Source organism: Pseudomonas chlororaphis subsp. chlororaphis (assembly GCF_003945765.1).
In the GTDB taxonomy this organism is placed as follows: Bacteria; Pseudomonadota; Gammaproteobacteria; order Pseudomonadales; family Pseudomonadaceae; genus Aquipseudomonas; species Aquipseudomonas chlororaphis.
Window position 1 is genome coordinate 501,745 of the sequence record NZ_CP027712.1, and the last position, 19,735, is coordinate 521,479.

Genomic DNA, 19,735 nt, shown 5'->3' on the forward strand with positions numbered 1-19,735 from the left:
GGGCGTCATTTGCCCGTCTGTCAAGACGTGGTGATTGAACGCAATGGACATTCCAGAGTCCGTAAGTCACGGATAGTCATAGGGAATTGGTAGTGCTAGGACTCTTCAGTAAAAAGGCGAGTTCCCTTCTGGGGATCGATATCAGCTCCACCTCGGTCAAGCTTCTTGAATTGAGCCGTGTCGGTGGCCGTTTTCGGGTCGAGGCCTATGGCGTGGAGCCGTTGCCGGCCAACGCCGTGGTCGAAAAAAACATAGTCGAGCCTGAAGGGGTCGGGCATGCCCTGTCTCGCCTGCTGGCCAGGGCCCGGCCGGGTGCGAAGCACGCGGCGCTGGCGATGGCCGGCTCGGCGGTGATCAGCAAGGTCATCGAGATGGAGGCCGGGCTGTCCGACGACGATCGGGAAAGCCAGCTCAAGGTCGACGCCGACCAGTACATTCCCTATCCGCTGGACGAGGCCGCCATCGATTTCGACGTCCTCGGCTATTCGGCTCGCAATCCCGAACGCGTCGATGTGCTGTTGGCGGCCTGCCGCAAGGAGCACATCGAAGTTCGCGAGGCGGCGCTCGAGCTCGCCGGGCTGACGGCCCGAGTGGTGGACCTGGAAGTCTGCGCGCTGGAGCGGTCGTTCGCCCTGGCGGCCGGCTCGCCGGCTGCCCGGACCGTGGCGCTGGTCGATATCGGCGCCACCCTGACCACCCTGAGCGTCGTGCATGAAGGGCAGATCGTCTATTCCCGTGAGCAGTTGTTCGGCGGGCACCAACTGACCGAACACATCCAGCGTCGCTACGGGCTGTCGAAAGAAGAGGCCGGCCTGGCGAAAAAGCAGGGTGGCCTGCCGGACGATTACGCCAGTGAGGTGCTGCAACCTTTTCAGGAGGCGGTTGTGCAACAGGTTTTGCGCTCGTTGCAGTTTTTCCAGGCCTCCGCCCCGCAACACCAGGTCGATTCCATCCTGTTAGCGGGTGGCAGCGCCTCGGTTCCGGGGCTTGTCCCGTTGATCGATCAGCGCCTGGGCTTGCCTGCGCTGATCGCCAACCCCTTCGCTGACATGAGCATCGGCGCCAAGGTCGACGCCGCAGCCCTGGCCAGCGAAGCCCCGTCCTTGATGATCGCCTGCGGGCTGGCCTTGCGGAGTTTCGACTGATGGCGCGGATCAATCTTCTTCCCTGGCGCGAGGCGCGGCGCGAACAGCGGCGTCGCCACTTTTTCCTGGCCCTGGCGGCGGCTGTGGCGGTGGCCCTGGGTGTGTTGCTCGCGGGCGACAGGATCATCGACCGGGCGATCGACAGGCAACTGGCGCGCAACAATCACGTAGGCGCTCAAATCACCTTGCTCGATCAACGGATCGCCAAGATCGGCGAGCTGAAGCTGCATCGCGAGCAACTGGTGGAACGGATGAAGATCATCCAGGACCTGCAAGGCAATCGCTCCACCAGTGCGCGGGTGTTCGACCAATTGGCCCGCACCCTGCCGGACGGGGTGTATTTCACCGATGTCAGGATGAGCGGGCAGACTCTTTCCATCACCGGGGCGGCCGAATCGAACCATCGTGTTTCGGACCTGATGCGCAACCTGGACGCCTCCGACTGGTTCGACGCGCCGAGCCTGACAGAGGTCAAGGCCGCCGGGGCGGACAACGCCGACCAGGTCAATGTGTTTCAGCTGACCGTCCATCAGACCCGGCCCGCCCTGGGCGAGGACGGGCAATGAACCTGTCCGGCGGGTGGGCGCAGATGCGCCGGATCGATCTCGGCGAGCTGGAAATGAGCAACATGGGGGCGTGGCCGGCGCTGGTCAAAGGCGTGGTCGTGGCGCTGGTCATGCTGCTGGTACTGGCCCTCGGCTACAACCTGTACCTCAAGGACCTGTTGCTGCAACTCGACCAGCGCCGGGCGGACGAGGCCGTGCTGAAACAGCAGTTCGCCAGCAAGGCGCGCCTGGTGGCCAACCTCGGGCCTTACACCGAACAGATGAAGGCCATGGAAACCGCCTTTGACCTCATGCTGCGCCAGTTGCCCAGCGATACCGAGGTGCCGGGCCTGCTTGAGGATATCAGCCGCACCGGGCTTGGCAGCGGGCTGGAGTTCGAAGAGATCAAGCTGTTGCCGGAGGTGGTCCAGCCGTTTTACGTCGAATTGCCAATCCAGATCAGGGTTACCGGCGGCTATCACGCACTGGCGACTTTCGTCAGCGGCGTGGCCGGTTTGCCGCGAATCGTCACCCTGCATGATTTCGAGATCAAACCGGTCACGCCGCAGGTCGGTTCGAACCTGCGCATGAACATTCTGGCCAGGACTTACCGCTACAAGGTGCCACGCTCATGAAGCGCGCTCACGGCTTGTTGCTGGTGCTGGCATTTGTCGGGCTGGCTGGTTGTGGCAACGATGACGACTTCAGTGATCTGGATGCCTACATGAACGAGGCGCGGTTGCAGTCGCCCAGCGAGATTGAACCAATGCCGGCATTCGGGTCTTACCCAACGTTCATCTATAACGCCGCACCCTTGCGCAGCCCGTTTCAGCCTGCGGTCAGGGTGGACCTGGCGGCACGTCGGGCAGGCTCGCCTGCGGTCAAGCCGGATCCGAACCGTAGCAAGCAGTATCTCGAGGGCTTCAGCATCGAACAGTTCGAGATGGTGGGCACTCTTTCCAATGCTTCCGGCTTCTTTGCGCTGTTGCGTGGCGCCGGTGGCGTGCATCGGCTGAAGGTCGGCGATTACCTGGGGCGTAACGACGGGCGGATTGTCGCGATCAGCGATTCACAGGTCGAGGTGGTCGAGATTGTTCCCGATGGAGCGGGAGCGTGGCTGGAGCGACCACGGACCATTCCATTAAAAGAACACTCATAGTGGAACTCGCATCATGAACAGGATCTTTTCAGCCTTCGGTATTGCGCTATGGATGGCGCTGCTTTCACCGATGGCCATGGCGGCCAGCCTCAAGGCCCTGGATGTCGCGGCACTGCCGGGGGATCGCCTGGAGTTGAAACTCACCTTCGATGGGCCGGTGCCCGAGCCGCGGGGGTATACCACCGACCAGCCGGCGCGGATCGCCCTCGATCTGCCCGGTGTTGTCAGCCAGCTGGCAGACAAGAGCCGTGACCTGGGCAATGGCAATGCGCGCAGCGTGACGGTGGTCGAATCGGGGCAGCGTACCCGGGTCGTCGTCAATCTGGTCGCGCTGGCGCCCTACAGCACTCGGGTCGCTGGCAATCAGCTGTTTGTGGTGATCGGCCAGGGGGCGACGGCGGCGCTGAGTGCGCCAGGGCAGCCGGTTGTCGCGTCCGGGCGGGCCAAGGCCGTGGCTTCCGTGGGGCGGTCGATTCGCAGCGTGGATTTCCAGCGCGGCGAGCAAGGCGAAGGTAATGTGCTGATCGATCTCTCCGACTCGGGAATGAGCCCGGATATACAGGAGCGCGGCGGCAAGCTCGTCCTCACCTTCGCCAAAGCCCGCCTGCCCGAGCCCCTGCGGGTCAGGCTGGACGTCAAGGATTTCGCCACCCCCGTGCAGTTCGTCAGCGCCCGGGCGGAGTCCGGCAAGGCCATCGTCACCATCGAGCCCGGCGGCACTTTCGATTACTCGACCTACCAGACGGACAACAAACTCACGGTGAGCGTCAGGCCGATGACCTCGGGCGACCTGCAGAAACGCAACGCCGAGCGCTCGGCCTACAACGGCGAAAAACTCTCGCTGAACTTCCAGGACATCGAGGTCCGCTCGGTGCTGCAATTGATCGCCGATTTCACCAACCTCAACCTGGTGGCCAGCGATACGGTGCAGGGCGGCATTACCTTGCGCCTGCAGAATGTGCCGTGGGACCAGGCCCTCGATCTGGTGCTCAAGACCAAGGGGCTGGACAAGCGCAAGGTGGGCAACGTGTTGCTGGTGGCGCCGGCCGATGAAATCGCTGCCCGCGAACGCCAGGAACTGGAGTCGCAGAAGCAGATCGCCGACCTGGAACCATTGCGGCGCGAACTGCTGCAGGTCAACTACGCCAAGGCCGCGGAGATCGCCAAGCTGTTCCAGTCGGTCACCCGCGCCGAGGACAAGTCCGACGAACGCGGGTCGATCACTGTCGATGAGCGGACCAACAACATCATCGCCTACCAGACCCGGGAGCGCCTGGACGAGCTGCGGCGGATCGTCAGCCAACTGGATATCCCGGTGCGCCAGGTGATGATCGAAGCGCGGATCGTCGAGGCCAACGTCGACTACGACAAAAGCCTGGGCGTGCGCTGGGGCGGCTCGATCCAGAACCAGGGCAACTGGAATGCCTCGGGGGTCAGCAACGGCACCAACGGTTCCTCCACCATAGGCACGCCGGGCAGCACCAGCAGCAACTCACCGTTCGTCGACCTGGGCACTACCGCCAATACCTCCGGCCTGGGTATCGCCTTCATCACCGACAATGTGTTGCTGGACCTTGAGCTGACAGCCATGGAAAAGACCGGTAACGGGGAAATCGTCTCCCAGCCCAAGGTCGTCACGTCCGACAAGGAGACGGCGAAGATCCTCAAGGGCACGGAAATCCCCTATCAGGAAGCCGCCTCCAGCGGGGCGACCTCGGTGTCGTTCAAGGAGGCCTCGCTGTCCCTGGAGGTGACGCCACAGATCACCCCGGATAACCGCATCATCATGGAGGTCAAGGTCACCAAGGACGAGCCGGACTACCTGAACAAAGTCCAGGACGTGCCGCCGATCAAGAAGAACGAGGTCAACGCCAAGGTCCTGATCAACGATGGAGAGACCATCGTCATCGGTGGAGTTTTCTCCAATACGCAAAGCAAGGTTGTAGATAAAGTGCCATTTCTCGGTGATGTGCCGTATCTTGGCCGCCTTTTCCGGCGTGACGTGGTGTCGGAGAAAAAATCCGAGCTGCTGGTATTTCTCACTCCGCGTATCATGAACAACCAGGCGATTGCTGTGAGTCGTTGATTCTGTGCGAAATTTGATTCTTGTTGGGCCAATGGGGGCTGGAAAAAGCACCATTGGTCGCTTGCTGGCCAAAGAGCTGCGCCTGCCATTCAAAGATTCCGATAAGGAAATTGAGTTGCGCACGGGTGCCAATATCCCGTGGATCTTCGATAAAGAAGGTGAGCCGGGCTTTCGTGATCGGGAACAGGCCATGATCGCCGAGCTGTGCTCCGCCGATGGCGTGGTCCTGGCGACCGGCGGCGGCGCGGTGATGCGCGAAGCCAACCGTCTGGCGCTGCATGCCGGGGGGCGTGTGGTCTATCTGCATGCTTCGGTGGAGCAGCAGGTCGGTCGCACCGCACGGGATCGCAATCGACCGCTGCTGCGTACGGCCGATCCGGCGAAGACCCTGCGGGATCTGTTGGCGATTCGCGATCCGCTTTATCGGGAAATCGCCGACCTGGTGGTTGAAACCGATGAACGGCCACCGCGCATGGTAGTGCTGGACATACTGGACCGCCTGCAGCAACTGCCTCCCCGTTAATGCGCAGCGTGAAATGCGCTATCCTCGGCGCCTTGCCATGATCGCTCGCGGTTGTGGCGCATGGCTATTGCGCGGCGTCAGAAAGCCAGGCGATGCCAGTCGTTAATGCAAGGCAGGACACCAGCTTCCATCTTCACTGTGGGGACACATGCAGACACTTAAGGTCGATCTAGGCGAGCGCAGCTACCCGATTCATATTGGCGAAGGTTTGTTGGACCGGCCCGAGTTGCTGGCTCCGCACATCGCCGGGCGACAAGTGGCGATCGTTTCCAATGAAACCGTAGCGCCGCTGTACCTTGAGCGTCTGAAACGCAGCCTCGCCCAGTTCTCGGTGATCTCGGTGGTTCTTCCCGACGGCGAAGCGTTCAAGAACTGGGAAACCCTGCAACTGATTTTCGATGGCCTGCTGACCGCACGCCACGATCGCCGCACCACGATCATCGCCCTCGGCGGCGGGGTGATCGGCGACATGGCCGGCTTTGCCGCCGCCTGCTACCAGCGTGGCGTCGATTTCATCCAGATTCCTACCACCTTGCTGTCCCAGGTCGACTCGTCGGTGGGGGGCAAGACCGGTATCAACCATCCGCTGGGCAAGAACATGGTCGGCGCCTTCTATCAGCCGAACGTGGTGCTGATCGACACTGCCTCGCTCAATACCCTGCCGCCTCGGGAGTTATCGGCCGGCCTGGCGGAAGTCATCAAATACGGTCTGATCTGCGACGAGCCGTTCCTTACCTGGCTCGAAGACAACGTCGACCGCTTGCGAGCCCTGGACCAGCAGGCGCTGACCTATGCCATCGAACGCTCCTGCGCGGCCAAGGCGGCCGTGGTGGGCGCCGACGAGCGTGAGTCCGGTGTGCGCGCCACGCTGAACCTGGGGCATACCTTTGGCCACGCCATCGAAACCCACATGGGCTATGGTGTCTGGCTGCATGGTGAAGCGGTCGCCGCTGGCACCGTAATGGCACTGGAGATGTCCGCACGCCTTGGCTGGATCGCCGCCGAGGAGCGTGACCGCGGCATTCGCCTGTTCCAGCGCGCAGGCTTGCCGGTCATTCCGCCCGAGGAAATGACCGAGGCGGATTTTCTCGAACACATGGCAATTGACAAGAAAGTGATCGATGGTCGTTTGCGTCTGGTGCTGTTGCGCCGCATGGGCGAAGCCGTAGTGACCGACGATTATCCGAAAGAGGTTTTACAGGCCACGCTGGGAGCGGATTACCGCGCCCTGGCTCAGCTTAAAGGTTAATAAGATCCCCATGACTAGTTTGCATGCCGACGAGGCTTTCCTCGGCCACTATCAATTGAGCCATGACCCTTTCGCTCCACGGGTGCCTGGCTTCAAGTTTTTCCCCGCCCAGCGCAAGCCGGTGCTGGGGCAACTGCATCACCTGGCGCGCTACAGCCAGCTGCTGCTGGTCGTGACCGGCCCGCAGGGCAGCGGCAAGACGCTGCTGCGTCAGGCGCTGGTAGCCAGCACCAACAAGCAGTCGGTACAGAGCGTGGTGGTTTCCGCCCGCGGTGCCGGCGACGCGGCGGGCGTGCTGCGGCAGGTGGCCCAGGCGCTGAATGTCGAGCAGGCCGAAATCGGCCCGATCCTGGCGCAGGTGGTGCAACTGGCCCTGACCGGCCAGGAAGTCTATCTACTGGTGGATGACGCCGAGCAGCTCGACGAGTCGGCGCTCGAGGCGCTGCTGGCGCTTGCCGCCGGTGCTCCGGAAGGTCGCCCGCATGTGTTCCTGTTCGGCGAGTCGTCGCTGATTGCCGGCCTGGAGCAACTGAGCGCGGAAGAAGAGCGCTTCCATGTCATCGAACTGCAGCCTTATACCGAAGAAGAAACCCGCGAATACCTGGCGCAGCGTCTCGAAGGCGCAGGGCGGGGTATCGAACTTTTCTCCGCGGATCAGATCAGTGATATTCACGAAGGCTCCGATGGCTGGCCTGGCAACATCAACCAGGTCGCCCGGGATGCAATGATCGAAGCCATGATTGCCAGCCGCTCAGCGGTCAAGCGTCCAAGTATGGGGTTCAACATGCCGAAGAAACACGTATTGGCGATATCCGCAGTCGTAGTGGTGGCCGTTGCCGCTGCCTGGCTGATGCCAGGTCGCAGCAAGGCACCAAGTACCGGTGCGCCAGCCAACGAACAGGCGCAGCTGCCGCTGGGCCAGACACCGCAACCGAACAGCAATGGCAGCCCGGCTGTCGAGTTCGCCGGTTCTTCCCAGCCAATGCCGCTGCCATTGGTCGGCCAGTCGCAACCGGTGATGCGCGGCCCTCTGGCCGAAGCCGCCGGCGGGATCACCGAGGGGGACGATGGCGTGCCGGTGGAAGGCTCCAGCGCCACGCCGCCGACCGTGACCACCATTGCACCGCCAGCCGGCGTGCCGGCCGGTCCGGCGCCGACGCCTGAAGCCCGTCCGACCCCGGCACCGACCCAGGTCGCTGCCGCCAAGCCGGCTCCAGTGGTCAAGCCTGCGCCTGCTCCGGTCAGCAAGCCGGCTGCACCGGCCGCCAAGCCAGCCGAGAAACCTGTCACCGTAGCCAAGGCCGCCACCGGCGGTAGCTGGTACGCCGGTCAGGCGCCAGGCAACTACGTCGTGCAGATCCTGGGCACCAGTTCCGAAGCCGCGGCGCAGAGCTTCGTCAAGGAGCAGGGCGCTCAGTACCGTTATTTCAAGAAAGTCCTCAACGGCAAACCGCTGTATGTGATCACTTACGGCAGCTTCAGCAGCCGTGATGCAGCCGTTACCGCTATCAAGGCCTTGCCAGCGAAGGTTCAGGCTGGTAAACCTTGGCCTCGCACTGTCGCCAGCGTCCAACAGGAACTGGCAGCAACTCGCTGAAGATTCGGCGGCCTTACCCAGGCCGCCTCTCCCAGCACCTCAAAAAAATCCGCATGCGCATGCTGCCTTCAAGGCCGCGTGCCTTGTGGTGTCTGCGTCACAGTAGCTTTTGAGTCGTCGCGGTCCGAACTAAAAAAGTTTTGACTAGCACGGCGTATCGCTTTAAACCTTTCATAAATGCGACATAGATTTGCGACATTTCGTCGCCAAATTTGTGAGCGTCTGTGTCGGTGTGTACAATGACCTCCCTTTTGCCCCCGCAAAGCCGGCGTACGTTCGGCGTGGATGGTAACTGGTTGAATTGAAAAGAAATTTGTCTCGACAAGAGGCAGCCTGGTGAGAAAGTGTCTATGAAAGCAGGTCTGTACCAACCAGATGAATTCAAGGATAACTGCGGTTTCGGTCTGATAGCCCATATGCAGGGCGAACCCAGTCATACCCTTTTGCAAACGGCCATCGAGGCCCTGACCTGCATGACCCACCGCGGTGGGATCAACGCGGACGGCAAGACCGGCGACGGTTGCGGTCTGCTGATTCAGAAGCCTGACGCGTTCCTGCGAGCCATTGCCCAGGAAACCTTCAGTGTCCAATTGCCCAAGCAATATGCCGTGGGCATGGTCTTCTTCAACCAGGATCCGGCCAAGGCCGAAGCCGCTCGCGAGAACATGAACCGCGAGATCCTGGCCGAAGGCCTGCAACTGATCGGCTGGCGCAAAGTGCCGATCGATACCAGCGTTCTCGGCCGCCTGGCCCTGGAGCGCCTGCCGCAGATCGAACAGGTCTACATCGGCGGCGAAGGCCTGAGCGACCAGGACATGGCAGTCAAGCTGTTCAGCGCCCGTCGTCGTTCGTCGGTAGCCAACGCCGCCGATACCGACCACTACATCTGCAGCTTTTCCCACAAGACCATCATCTATAAAGGCCTGATGATGCCGGCGGACCTCGCCGCCTTCTATCCGGACCTGGGTGACCCGCGCCTGCAAACCGCGATCTGCGTGTTCCACCAGCGCTTCTCCACCAACACCCTGCCGAAATGGCCGCTGGCGCAGCCGTTCCGCTTCCTCGCCCACAACGGCGAGATCAACACCATCACCGGCAACCGCAACTGGGCCCAGGCCCGGCGCACCAAGTTCACCAACGACCTGATGGATCTGGAAGAACTCGGCCCGCTGGTCAACCGCGTGGGTTCCGACTCCTCGAGCATGGACAACATGCTGGAGCTGATGGTCACCGGCGGCATCGACCTGTTCCGTGGCGTGCGAATGATCATTCCGCCAGCGTGGCAGAACGTCGAGACCATGGACGCCGACCTGCGTGCGTTCTACGAATACAACTCCATGCACATGGAACCGTGGGACGGCCCCGCGGGCGTGGTCATGACCGACGGCCGCTACGCCGTCTGCCTGCTCGACCGTAACGGCCTGCGCCCGGCGCGCTGGGTCACCACCAAGAACGGTTTCATCACCCTGGCATCGGAAATCGGCGTCTGGAACTACCAGCCCGAAGACGTGATCGCCAAGGGCCGTGTCGGCCCGGGCCAGATCTTCGCCGTGGACACCGAAACCGGGCAGATCCTCGACACCGACGCCATCGACAACCGCCTGAAGTCCCGTCATCCGTACAAGCAATGGCTGCGCAAGAACGCCCTGCGTATCCAGGCGACCATGGAAGACAACGACCACGGTTCGGCGTTCTACGATGTCGACCAGCTCAAGCAGTACATGAAGATGTACCAGGTCACCTTCGAGGAGCGTGATCAGGTGCTGCGTCCCTTGGGCGAGCAAGGCTACGAGGCGGTCGGCTCCATGGGCGACGACACGCCGATGGCCGTGCTGTCCCAGCGTGTGCGCACGCCGTACGACTACTTCCGCCAGCAGTTCGCCCAGGTCACCAACCCGCCGATCGACCCGCTGCGCGAAGCCATCGTCATGTCCCTGGAGATCTGCCTCGGTGCCGAGCGCAACATCTTCCAGGAATCGCCTGAGCACGCTTCCCGCGTGATTCTCAGCTCGCCGGTGATCTCGCCCGCCAAGTGGCGCTCGCTGATGAACCTCGACCGTCCGGGCTTCGAGCGTCAGGTCATCGACCTGAACTACGAGGAAAGCCTCGGCCTGGAAGCGGCGATCCGCAACGTCGCCGACCAGGCCGAAGAAGCCGTGCGCGCCGGTCGTACCCAGATCGTCCTCAGCGACCGCCATATCGCTCCGGGCAAGTTGCCGATCCACGCGTCCCTGGCCACCGGCGCGGTGCACCACCGCCTGACCGAGAAGGGCCTGCGCTGCGACTCCAACATCCTGGTGGAAACCGCCACCGCGCGCGATCCGCACCATTTCGCGGTGCTGATCGGTTTCGGTGCCTCGGCGGTCTATCCGTTCCTGGCCTATGAAGTGCTGGGCGACCTGATCCGTACCGGTGAAGTGCTGGGCGACCTCTACGAGGTGTTCAAGAACTACCGCAAGGGCATCACCAAGGGCCTGCTGAAGATCCTGTCGAAGATGGGTATCTCGACCATCGCGTCCTACCGCGGTGCGCAGTTGTTCGAGGCCATCGGCCTGTCCGAGGAAGTCTGCGAGCTGAGCTTCCGTGGCGTGCCGAGCCGCATCAAGGGCGCGCGTTTCGTCGACATCGAAGCCGAGCAGAAAGCCCTGGCTGCCGAAGCCTGGAGCCCGCGCAAGCCGATCCAGCAAGGCGGCCTGCTGAAGTTCGTCCATGGTGGCGAATACCACGCCTACAACCCGGACGTGGTCAACACCCTGCAAGCCGCCGTGCAGCAGGGCGATTACGCCAAGTTCAAGGAATACACCGCGCTGGTGGACAACCGCCCGGTGTCGATGATCCGCGACCTGTTCAAGGTGAAGACCCTGGACACGCCGATGGACATCAGCGAAGTCGAGCCGCTGGAATCGATCCTCAAGCGTTTCGACTCCGCCGGCATCTCCCTGGGCGCGCTGTCGCCGGAGGCCCACGAAGCCCTGGCCGAAGCCATGAACCGCCTGGGTGCGCGTTCCAACTCCGGTGAAGGCGGCGAAGACCCGGCGCGCTACGGCACCATCAAGAGCTCGAAGATCAAGCAGGTGGCCACCGGCCGTTTCGGCGTGACCCCGGAATACCTGGTCAACGCCGAAGTGCTGCAGATCAAGGTGGCCCAGGGCGCCAAGCCCGGCGAAGGCGGCCAGCTGCCGGGCGGCAAGGTCAACGGCCTGATCGCCAAGCTGCGTTACGCGGTACCGGGCGTGACCCTGATTTCGCCACCGCCGCACCACGACATCTATTCCATCGAAGACTTGTCGCAGTTGATCTTCGACTTGAAGCAGGTCAACCCGCAGGCGCTGGTCTCGGTGAAGCTGGTGGCGGAAGCCGGCGTCGGCACCATCGCCGCTGGCGTGGCCAAGGCCTACGCCGACCTGATCACCATCTCCGGCTACGACGGTGGCACCGGCGCCTCGCCGCTGACCTCGATCAAGTACGCCGGTGCGCCGTGGGAACTGGGCCTGGCGGAAACCCACCAGACCCTGCGCGGCAACGACCTGCGCGGCAAGGTCCGGGTGCAAACCGACGGTGGCCTGAAAACCGGCCTCGACGTGATCAAGGCGGCGATCCTCGGCGCCGAAAGCTTCGGCTTCGGCACCGCGCCGATGATCGCCCTGGGTTGCAAGTACCTGCGTATCTGCCACCTGAACAACTGCGCCACCGGCGTGGCGACTCAGAATGAGAAGCTGCGCAAGGACCACTACATCGGTACCGTGGAGATGGTGGTGAACTTCTTCACCTACGTCGCCGAGGAAACCCGTGAGTGGCTGGCCAAGCTGGGCGTGCGTTCGTTGGAAGAGCTGATCGGTCGCACCGATCTGCTGGAAATCCTCGAAGGCCAGACCGCCAAGCAGCATCACCTGGACCTGACCCCGCTGCTGGGCAGTGACCATATCCCGGCGGACAAGCCGCAGTTCTGCCAGGTCGATCGCAACCCGCCGTTCGACCAGGGCCTGCTGGCCGAAAAAATGGTCGCCATGGCCAAGCCTGCGATCGCCGATCTCAGCGGTGCCGAGTTCGCGCTCGACATCTGCAACTGCGACCGTTCCATCGGTGCGCGGATTTCCGGTGAAATCGCCAAGGTCCACGGCAACCAGGGCATGGCCAAGGCGCCGATCACCTTCCGCTTCAAGGGCACTGCCGGTCAGAGCTTCGGCGTGTGGAACGCCGGCGGCTTGAACCTCTACCTCGAAGGCGACGCCAACGACTATGTCGGCAAGGGCATGACCGGCGGCAAGCTGGTGATCGTTCCGCCCAAAGGCAGCGCCTACAAGACTCAGGACAGCGCGATTATCGGCAACACCTGCCTGTACGGCGCTACCGGCGGCAAGCTGTTCGCCGCCGGCACCGCGGGCGAGCGTTTCGCCGTGCGCAACTCCGGTGCCCACACCGTGGTGGAAGGCACTGGCGATCACTGCTGCGAATACATGACCGGTGGTTTTGTCTGCGTGCTGGGCAAGACCGGTTACAACTTCGGCTCAGGCATGACCGGCGGTTTCGCCTACGTGCTCGACCAGGACAACACCTTCGTTGACCGGGTCAACCACGAGCTGGTGGAAATCCAGCGGATCAGCGGCGAAGCGATGGAAGCCTATCGCAGCCACCTGCAGCGCGTGCTGGACGAATACGTCGAGGAAACCGGTAGCGAGTGGGGCCGTAACCTGGCCGAGAACCTCGATGACTACCTGCGTCGCTTCTGGTTGGTCAAGCCGAAGGCTGCCAGCTTGAAATCGTTGCTTTCCAGCACCCGTGCCAACCCGCAGTGATATGCGCCTGAAGAGTTTGATGAGGTTTTAACTATGGCTGAACGTCTGAATAATGACTTCCAGTTCATCGAGGTCGGGCGCAAGGATCCGAAGAAGAAACTGTTGCGTCAACGCAAGAAAGAGTTCGTGGAGATCTACGAGCCCTTCAAACCCCAGCAGTCGGCCGACCAGGCCCACCGCTGCCTGGGTTGCGGTAACCCGTACTGCGAATGGAAGTGCCCGGTGCACAACTTCATTCCCAACTGGCTCAAGCTGGTGGCCGAGGGCAACATCCTCGCCGCCGCCGAGCTGTCGCACCAGACCAACACCCTGCCGGAAGTCTGCGGCCGGGTGTGCCCGCAGGATCGTCTGTGCGAGGGTGCCTGCACCCTCAACGACGGCTTCGGCGCGGTGACCATCGGTTCGGTGGAGAAGTACATCACCGACACCGCCTTCGCCATGGGCTGGCGCCCGGACATGTCCAAGGTCAAGCCGACCGGCAAGCGGGTCGCGGTGATCGGCGCGGGCCCGGCGGGCCTGGGCTGCGCCGACGTGCTGGTACGCGGTGGCGTGACCCCGGTGGTGTTCGACAAGAACCCGGAAATCGGCGGCCTGCTGACCTTCGGCATCCCCGAGTTCAAGCTGGAAAAGACCGTGCTGAGCAATCGTCGCGAAGTCTTCAGCGGCATGGGCATCGAGTTCCGCCTCAACACCGAGGTGGGCAAGGACGTGACCATGGAGCAACTGCTCGAAGAATACGATGCGGTATTCATGGGCATGGGCACCTACACCTATATGAAGGGCGGCTTTGCCGGTGAGGACCTGCCGGGCGTGCACGACGCGCTGGACTTCCTGATCGCCAACGTCAACCGCAACCTGGGCTTTGAAAAGTCGCCGGAAGACTTCGTCGACATGAAGGGCAAGAAGGTCGTGGTCCTCGGTGGCGGCGACACGGCAATGGACTGCAACCGCACGTCGATCCGCCAGGGCGCCAAGGCGGTGACCTGTGCCTATCGTCGTGACGAGGCGAACATGCCGGGCTCGCGCAAAGAGGTGAAGAACGCCAAGGAAGAAGGTGTGAAGTTCCTCTACAACCGCCAGCCGATCGCCATCGTCGGCGAAGACAAGGTCGAAGGCGTGAAGGTGGTCGAGACCCGTCTCGGCGAGCCGGACGCCCGTGGCCGTCGCAGCCCCGAGCCGATCCCGGGTTCCGAAGAGGTCATCCCGGCCGACGCCGTGGTCATCGCCTTCGGTTTCCGCCCGAGCCCGGCGCCGTGGTTCGAGCAGTTCAGCATCCAGACTGACAGCCAGGGCCGCGTCGTGGCGCCGGAACAGGGCCAGTACAAGCACCAGACCAGCAACCCGAAGATCTTCGCCGGTGGCGACATGGTGCGCGGTTCCGACCTGGTGGTGACGGCGATCTTCGAAGGCCGCAACGCCGCCGAAGGGATCCTCGACTACCTGGGCGTGTAAATCTGCTTGATCGGCGTCGCTCCATTCGCGGGCAAGCCTCGCTCCTACAGGAATGCCACCGGACCTGTAGGAGCGAGGCTTACCCGCGAAGAGGCCGGCCGAATCAACGCAGAATTAGCCGATGTAGTCCGCGACAAATTGACCCGATAGATAAAAGGCACGGCTCTCGCCGTGCCTTTTGCGTCGCGCTCTGAGAAAATGCCCGCACTTTTTTTCCGGATGCCGACATGACTGCCCTGAAGAACGACCGTTTCCTTCGTGCCCTGCTCAAGCAACCCGTAGACGTCACCCCGGTGTGGATGATGCGTCAGGCTGGGCGCTACCTGCCTGAATACCGCGCCAGCCGTGCCAACGCCGGTGACTTCATGAGCCTGTGCATGAACCCGGAGTTCGCCTGCGAAGTCACGCTGCAACCGCTGGACCGTTATCCACAACTGGATGCGGCCATCCTCTTCTCCGACATCCTGACCATCCCCGACGCCATGGGCCAGGGCCTGTACTTCGAAACCGGCGAAGGCCCGCGTTTCAAGAAGGTCGTCAGCACCCTGGCCGATATCGAGGCCCTGTCGATCCCGGATCCGCACAAGGACCTGGGCTACGTGATGGACGCGGTCAGCACCATCCGCCGCGAGCTCAACGGCCGCGTGCCATTGATCGGCTTCTCCGGCAGCCCCTGGACCCTGGCCACCTACATGGTCGAAGGCGGCTCGTCGAAGGACTTCCGCAAGACCAAGGCGATGCTCTATGACAACCCGCAAGCCATGCACCTGCTGCTGGACAAGCTGGCGCAGTCGGTCACCAGCTACCTCAACGGCCAGATCAAGGCCGGCGCGCAAGCGGTGCAGATCTTCGACACCTGGGGCGGCAACCTGTCGGCGGCGGCCTACCAGGAGTTCTCCCTGGCCTACATGCGCAAGATCGTCAGCGGCCTGATCCGCGAGCACGAAGGGCGCAAGGTGCCGGTGATCCTGTTCACCAAGAACGGCGGCCTGTGGCTGGAAAGCATTGCCGACGCCGGTGCCGACGCCCTGGGCCTGGACTGGACCTGCGACCTCGGCGAAGCGCGCCGACGGGTCGGCAACAAAGTCGCCCTGCAAGGCAACATGGACCCGACCGTGCTCTACGCCAAGCCGGAAGCGATCCGTGCCGAAGTCGGGCGGATCCTCGCCAGCTACGGCAAGGGCAGCGGCCATGTGTTCAACCTTGGCCACGGCATCACCCCGGAAGTCGACCCGGAGCACGCCGGCGCTTTCCTGCGCGCGGTGCACGAACTGTCGGCGCAGTATCACCAGTGATCGCGACCCGATAACCAGGCCCGGCTTTTGCCGGGCTTTTTTTTGCGCCCGGGAAACGGCCTGGCGGATTAAGTTTCAATTCAGCCTGACTGGTTAATCTGGCGCTATCGAAACCCACATTGGATCACTGCCATGAAAACCCGTTACCTCGTTCTGTTGCTCGCTCCGCTGTTCAGCACCGCCGCCCTGGCTGTCGGCTACACCGGTCCTGGCGCCCAGGCCGTCACCAGCGTCGCGGCGGCCAACGATGCCGCGGACGATACGCCGGTGGTGTTGCAGGGCCATGTGGTCAAGAAGCTGAACAATGACGACAAGTACGAATTCAAGGATGCCAGCGGCACCATCACCGTCGAGATCGACGACGAAGACCTGCCGCCAGTGGCGTTCAACGAGAAGACCCAGGTCAGGCTGACCGGTGAGGTCGAGAAGGGGTTGATGAAGCGTGAGATCGACGTCGACCTGGTGGAGATCGTCAAGTAAGCCGATCGACAGTCTTCAGCTATCGCCATGCCGGCGACCGGCCCCTGCGTATGGATCGCGGGGGTTGGTCGCCGGCATGTTGGTTTGTGACTACCGAGTGGCCAATGGCGGCAGTTTGGCCAGCTTCAACGCCACCAGCAGCGCCACCACCAGCAGGGCGCTGATAAACAGGCCGATGCCGTTCCACCCGGCCATGTGCCAGAACACCCCGCCCGCCGTCCCGGCGATGCTCGACCCGGCGTAATAGCTGAACAGGTACAGCGATGAGGCCTGGCCCTTGGCCTTGAGGGCGCGCCGGCCGATCCAGCTGCTGGCGACCGAGTGGGCGCCGAAGAAGCCGAACGTGAAGATCAGCATGCCGATGATCACCACCGGCAACGCGCTGAGCATGGTCAGGGCGAGGCCGGCGAGCATCAGCGAGATGGTGGCCCAGAGCATTTTGCGCCGCCCCAGGCGGTCGGCCAGGGCACCGATTTTCGCCGAGCTGTAGATCCCCGACAGGTACACCACCGACAGCAGGCCGACGAAGGCCTGATCCATGTGATACGGCGCGGCCAGCAGGCGATAGCCGATGTAGTTGAACAGCGTGACGAACGCGCCCATCAGCACGAAGGCTTCGAGGAACAGCAGCGGCAGGCCGGCGTCGCGAAAGTGCATGACGAAGCCTTCCAGCAGGCTGCGCGGGTGCAGCGAGCGGGCGCGGAAGTTGCGCGATTCGGGGAGGATTTTCCAAAACACCGCCGCCGCGATCAGCGCCAGGCCACCGATCACCAGCATCGCCGTGTGCCAGCTGACGAAGTCGATCAGTACCCCGGTGATCAGGCGTCCGCTCATGCCGCCGATGGCGTTGCCGCCGATGTACAGGCCCATGGCCAGGCCGATGTGCTGCGGGTGGATCTCCTCGCTCAGGTAGGTCATCGCCACCGCCGCCAGGCCGCTCAGGGACAGCCCCACCAGCGCGCGCATCAGCAACACGCCGTGCCAGCTCGGCATCAGGGCGCTGGCAATGGTGCACAGCGCGGCGGCGAACAGGGCGGCCACCATCACTGGTTTGCGGCCGATGCGGTCGGAAATCGGTCCGGTGACCAGCAGACCGACAGCCAGCAGGCCGGTAGCGACCGAGAGGATCAGGCTGCTCTGCGCGGCGTTGATGGAAAATTCCCGGGACAGCAGCGGCATCATCGGTTGCACGCAGTAGAGCAGGGCGAAGGTGGCGAAACCGCCGGAGAACAGCGCCAGCACCGTGCGCATGAACATCGGCGTGCCTTTTTCGATGTAGACCTCGTTCAGTTGCGCGACGACCCCATCGAGGGCGGTGGGAGGGAGTTCGTGGGCGAGTGGAGCGACAGCGGTTTTCACGGGGGACCTCGGGGGGAGCGCAGCCGGTCAGGCAATGGAAAAAAGCATATAGCTGGCTAATGTTTCTTTCCAATATATTGTTCGACCTGATTGATATGTTTTACGACCTAATGAGGCGATCATGGAATTGCGTCACCTGCGTTACTTCATCGCGGTGGCCGAAGAGCTGCATTTCGGCCGCGCCGCCCAGGTCCTGGGCATCTCCCAGCCGCCCTTGAGCCAGCAGATCCAGGTGCTGGAGCAGGAGGTCGGCGCGCGTTTGTTCGAGCGTACCAATCGTCGGGTCGAGCTCAGCGAGGCCGGCAGGCTGTTCCTCGATGAGGCACGACAGGTGCTGGCCCAGGTCGACAAGGCCGCGGATGTGGCCCGCCGGACGCAGTTGGGTGAGCTGGGTGAACTGAAGATCGGCTTCACCTCGTCGGCACCCTTCAACTCGAGCATCCCCCAGGCGATCTTCGCCTTTCGCCAGCGTTTTCCCGACGTGCACCTGAAGCTGCGCGAGATGAGCAGCACCCAGGTGGCCGAGGCGCTGCTGGACGAGTCGATCCAGGTCGGCATCATGCGGCCGTTGCCGCTGCCGGATTCCCTGAGCGTGGTGGAGTTGCTGCGCGAGCCGCTGGTGGCGGTGCTGAGTTCCAAGCACTCGCTGGTGGCCGGCAGCGAAGCCGGCCTGGCGCTGTCGGCCCTGGCCCACGAGCCCTTCGTGTTCTTCCCGCGCAGCTACGGCAGCGGCCTGTACGCGCAGTTGCTGACCCTGGCCCGGGATGTCGGCTTCACCCCGCACTTTGCCCAGGAAGCGGGCGAGGCCATGACCATCATCGGCCTGGTGGCGGCGGGGCTGGGTGTCTCGGTGTTGCCGGCGTCCTACCAGCGCATGCGCATCGACGGCGTGGTCTACCGACCGCTGCTCGACCCCGAGGCGGTCTCGGCGGTGTGGCTGGCGCAGCGCACCGACCAGCGCTCGCCAATGGCCAAGGCCTTTGTCGAACTGCTGACCCGCAAGGCGGAGTTGTAAGTGAAAGGGCGCCGAAAGGCGCCCTTTGTCGTTTCCGGGGGATGGAAACTGTGGATCAGGTCATGCCGATTTCACCGGCAGGCGCCTTACTCCACCTTCGCCAGGTCGCCGCGCAGCGCGACGCCTGCCATCAGGGCGCCCGCGTGGCATTCGTAGGTTTTCGCGTCCTTGCGCTCGTTGCTCTTGTAGAAGCTGGCGATGTCGGTCACGGCATTGGCGCCGACTTTCTTGGCTGCCTGGTGCAGGGTGATCAGCGCCGATTGCAGGACCCATTCGCAGGCCACTTCGTCGCTCTTGTTGAAGGCATTGGTCTTCTTGTTGGTGACCGCGCCGGCGCTGACCACCGTGACCTTGCCGGCTGGCTTGTTGCCGGCCAGGTAGAACTTCACGCTGCCGTCGATCTTGCCGGTGCTGATGGCTTCGGCGACGACCTTGTCGAACGGCAGGTACAGCGCGGTATCACGGGCCTGGCTGACGCCGGGCAGGGTGCAGAGCAGCAGGGTGGCGGCAGCGGCCAGGGTCTTCAGTTGCATGGTGGTCTCCTTGACATAGAAAGGGGGGCGGCGGTTGGCGCTCAATTAGGCGCGGCAATCGCCTGGGCCGAGCTGGACAGCTGTTGCGCGGTCCGTTCGTTCTGGTTGTCCTTCAGCTCGCGCAGGATGCCCTTGTCCAGCAGGCGCACCCAGCGGATGTAGTTCTTGTGGATCTTGCCGTCCGCGTAGTTCATGCCACGGCTGTCGCGGTAGAGGATCTTGTAGTGAGTCGGTGTGTACTGGATGTCGATTTCCACGTGGTACTGCTCGCGCACGGTGATCTCGGCCTGGATCAGCTCCGGGCTGATGCGCTGCACCGTCCACTTGCGGGCGACCAGGTTTTTCAGGATCGCCTGTTTCATTTCCTCGTGGTCGGCCTTGAGGGTGGCGGGCAGGACCCGGTCCGGGGTGTACATGCGCTTGCTGGTGCACGAGACACAGGTCAGCAGGGCCAGCACGATCAGGCATGCGCGAAGCAGGGAAGACATTCCATTTTCTCCG

At 63.0% G+C, this 19,735-nt stretch carries 16 protein-coding genes; 13 read left to right on the forward strand and 3 right to left on the reverse strand.

The annotated features are described in order from the left end of the window. The first annotated feature begins 92 nt into the window (after positions 1 to 92). The 12 genes from C4K27_RS02230 (at position 93) to C4K27_RS02290 (ending at position 16,327) form a co-directional block, all read left to right on the forward strand. Positions 93 to 1,145 (forward strand): pilus assembly protein PilM, encoded by a 1,053-nt coding sequence (locus tag C4K27_RS02230; RefSeq protein ID WP_053259356.1) that lies wholly within the window; start codon positions 93 to 95, stop codon positions 1,143 to 1,145. Next, positions 1,145 to 1,711: a PilN domain-containing protein gene (locus C4K27_RS02235; RefSeq protein ID WP_053259357.1), complete on the forward strand. Its 567-nt coding sequence runs from the start codon at positions 1,145 to 1,147 to the stop codon at positions 1,709 to 1,711. The genes C4K27_RS02230 and C4K27_RS02235 overlap by 1 nt, the downstream gene beginning before the upstream one ends. Continuing rightward, positions 1,708 to 2,325 carry a type IV pilus inner membrane component PilO gene (locus C4K27_RS02240; protein ID WP_053259358.1) on the forward strand — a complete coding sequence of 206 codons (618 nt, stop codon included), beginning with the start codon at positions 1,708 to 1,710 and terminating at the stop codon, positions 2,323 to 2,325. The genes C4K27_RS02235 and C4K27_RS02240 overlap by 4 nt, the downstream gene beginning before the upstream one ends. Next, entirely contained in the window at positions 2,322 to 2,849 is a 528-nt protein-coding gene (locus tag C4K27_RS02245) for a pilus assembly protein PilP (protein WP_053259359.1), read from the forward strand. Before C4K27_RS02240 ends, C4K27_RS02245 begins: the two co-directional genes overlap by 4 nt. Positions 2,850 to 2,862: 13 nt before the next feature. Then, positions 2,863 to 4,935 carry a type IV pilus secretin PilQ gene (pilQ, locus tag C4K27_RS02250; protein ID WP_053259360.1) on the forward strand — a complete coding sequence of 691 codons (2,073 nt, stop codon included), beginning with the start codon at positions 2,863 to 2,865 and terminating at the stop codon, positions 4,933 to 4,935. 4 nt (positions 4,936 to 4,939) lie between these two features. Further along, positions 4,940 to 5,458: a shikimate kinase AroK gene (aroK, locus tag C4K27_RS02255; RefSeq protein WP_009041824.1), complete on the forward strand. Its 519-nt coding sequence runs from the start codon at positions 4,940 to 4,942 to the stop codon at positions 5,456 to 5,458. Positions 5,459 to 5,606: 148 nt separating this feature from the next. Then, positions 5,607 to 6,707 carry a 3-dehydroquinate synthase gene (aroB, locus tag C4K27_RS02260; RefSeq protein ID WP_053259361.1) on the forward strand — a complete coding sequence of 367 codons (1,101 nt, stop codon included), beginning with the start codon at positions 5,607 to 5,609 and terminating at the stop codon, positions 6,705 to 6,707. A gap of 10 nt (positions 6,708 to 6,717) precedes the next feature. After that, positions 6,718 to 8,304: an SPOR domain-containing protein gene (locus C4K27_RS02265; RefSeq protein ID WP_053259362.1), complete on the forward strand. Its 1,587-nt coding sequence runs from the start codon at positions 6,718 to 6,720 to the stop codon at positions 8,302 to 8,304. 350 nt (positions 8,305 to 8,654) lie between these two features. Next, the gene (gltB, locus tag C4K27_RS02275) at positions 8,655 to 13,100 is read left to right on the forward strand and encodes a glutamate synthase large subunit (RefSeq protein ID WP_053259363.1); all 4,446 of its coding nucleotides are present in this window, start codon (positions 8,655 to 8,657) and stop codon (positions 13,098 to 13,100) included. A gap of 33 nt (positions 13,101 to 13,133) precedes the next feature. Beyond that, complete coding sequence (locus C4K27_RS02280; protein WP_007925837.1) at positions 13,134 to 14,552, forward strand: FAD-dependent oxidoreductase; 1,419 nt, start codon at positions 13,134 to 13,136, stop codon at positions 14,550 to 14,552. 227 nt (positions 14,553 to 14,779) lie between these two features. After that, the gene (gene hemE / locus C4K27_RS02285; protein ID WP_053259364.1) at positions 14,780 to 15,847 is read left to right on the forward strand and encodes a uroporphyrinogen decarboxylase; all 1,068 of its coding nucleotides are present in this window, start codon (positions 14,780 to 14,782) and stop codon (positions 15,845 to 15,847) included. A gap of 132 nt (positions 15,848 to 15,979) precedes the next feature. After that, on the forward strand, positions 15,980 to 16,327 hold the full coding sequence (locus tag C4K27_RS02290; RefSeq protein WP_007925834.1) for a YgiW/YdeI family stress tolerance OB fold protein: 348 nt from the start codon (positions 15,980 to 15,982) through the stop codon (positions 16,325 to 16,327). A gap of 90 nt (positions 16,328 to 16,417) precedes the next feature. Here the strand turns inward: C4K27_RS02290 and C4K27_RS02295 are convergent, their stop codons facing one another. Continuing rightward, positions 16,418 to 17,686, reverse strand: coding sequence for an MFS transporter (locus C4K27_RS02295; RefSeq protein WP_053259365.1), 1,269 nt, complete (start codon positions 17,684 to 17,686; stop codon positions 16,418 to 16,420). A 121-nt stretch (positions 17,687 to 17,807) separates the two neighbouring features. Here C4K27_RS02295 and C4K27_RS02300 point away from each other — a divergent pair, with 121 nt between their 5' ends. Then, positions 17,808 to 18,701, forward strand: coding sequence for a LysR family transcriptional regulator (locus C4K27_RS02300; protein WP_053259366.1), 894 nt, complete (start codon positions 17,808 to 17,810; stop codon positions 18,699 to 18,701). Between the two features lie 86 nt (positions 18,702 to 18,787). Here C4K27_RS02300 and C4K27_RS02305 read toward each other — a convergent pair whose 3' ends face one another. Both C4K27_RS02305 and C4K27_RS02310 read right to left on the reverse strand, forming a co-directional pair. Beyond that, positions 18,788 to 19,234, reverse strand: coding sequence for a hypothetical protein (locus C4K27_RS02305; protein ID WP_007925830.1), 447 nt, complete (start codon positions 19,232 to 19,234; stop codon positions 18,788 to 18,790). Positions 19,235 to 19,275: 41 nt separating this feature from the next. Further along, on the reverse strand, positions 19,276 to 19,722 hold the full coding sequence (locus C4K27_RS02310) for a hypothetical protein (RefSeq protein ID WP_009041832.1): 447 nt from the start codon (positions 19,720 to 19,722) through the stop codon (positions 19,276 to 19,278). Positions 19,723 to 19,735: the final 13 nt, after the last annotated feature.

Excerpts from the sequence above, each read along its gene's own strand:
- hemE (WP_053259364.1), top strand. The coding sequence starts at position 14,780 with ATGACTGCCCTGAAGAACGACCGTTTCCTTCGTGCCCTGCTCAAGCAA.
- gltB (WP_053259363.1), top strand. The coding sequence starts at position 8,655 with ATGAAAGCAGGTCTGTACCAACCAGATGAATTCAAGGATAACTGCGGT.
- C4K27_RS02280 (WP_007925837.1), top strand. The coding sequence starts at position 13,134 with ATGGCTGAACGTCTGAATAATGACTTCCAGTTCATCGAGGTCGGGCGC.
- C4K27_RS02265 (WP_053259362.1), top strand. The coding sequence starts at position 6,718 with ATGACTAGTTTGCATGCCGACGAGGCTTTCCTCGGCCACTATCAATTG.
- C4K27_RS02235 (WP_053259357.1), top strand. The coding sequence starts at position 1,145 with ATGGCGCGGATCAATCTTCTTCCCTGGCGCGAGGCGCGGCGCGAACAG.
- C4K27_RS02300 (WP_053259366.1), top strand. The coding sequence starts at position 17,808 with ATGGAATTGCGTCACCTGCGTTACTTCATCGCGGTGGCCGAAGAGCTG.
- pilQ (WP_053259360.1), top strand. The coding sequence starts at position 2,863 with ATGAACAGGATCTTTTCAGCCTTCGGTATTGCGCTATGGATGGCGCTG.
- C4K27_RS02310 (WP_009041832.1), bottom strand. The coding sequence starts at position 19,722 with ATGTCTTCCCTGCTTCGCGCATGCCTGATCGTGCTGGCCCTGCTGACC.
- C4K27_RS02290 (WP_007925834.1), top strand. The coding sequence starts at position 15,980 with ATGAAAACCCGTTACCTCGTTCTGTTGCTCGCTCCGCTGTTCAGCACC.
- C4K27_RS02305 (WP_007925830.1), bottom strand. The coding sequence starts at position 19,234 with ATGCAACTGAAGACCCTGGCCGCTGCCGCCACCCTGCTGCTCTGCACC.
- C4K27_RS02240 (WP_053259358.1), top strand. The coding sequence starts at position 1,708 with ATGAACCTGTCCGGCGGGTGGGCGCAGATGCGCCGGATCGATCTCGGC.
- C4K27_RS02245 (WP_053259359.1), top strand. The coding sequence starts at position 2,322 with ATGAAGCGCGCTCACGGCTTGTTGCTGGTGCTGGCATTTGTCGGGCTG.
- aroB (WP_053259361.1), top strand. The coding sequence starts at position 5,607 with ATGCAGACACTTAAGGTCGATCTAGGCGAGCGCAGCTACCCGATTCAT.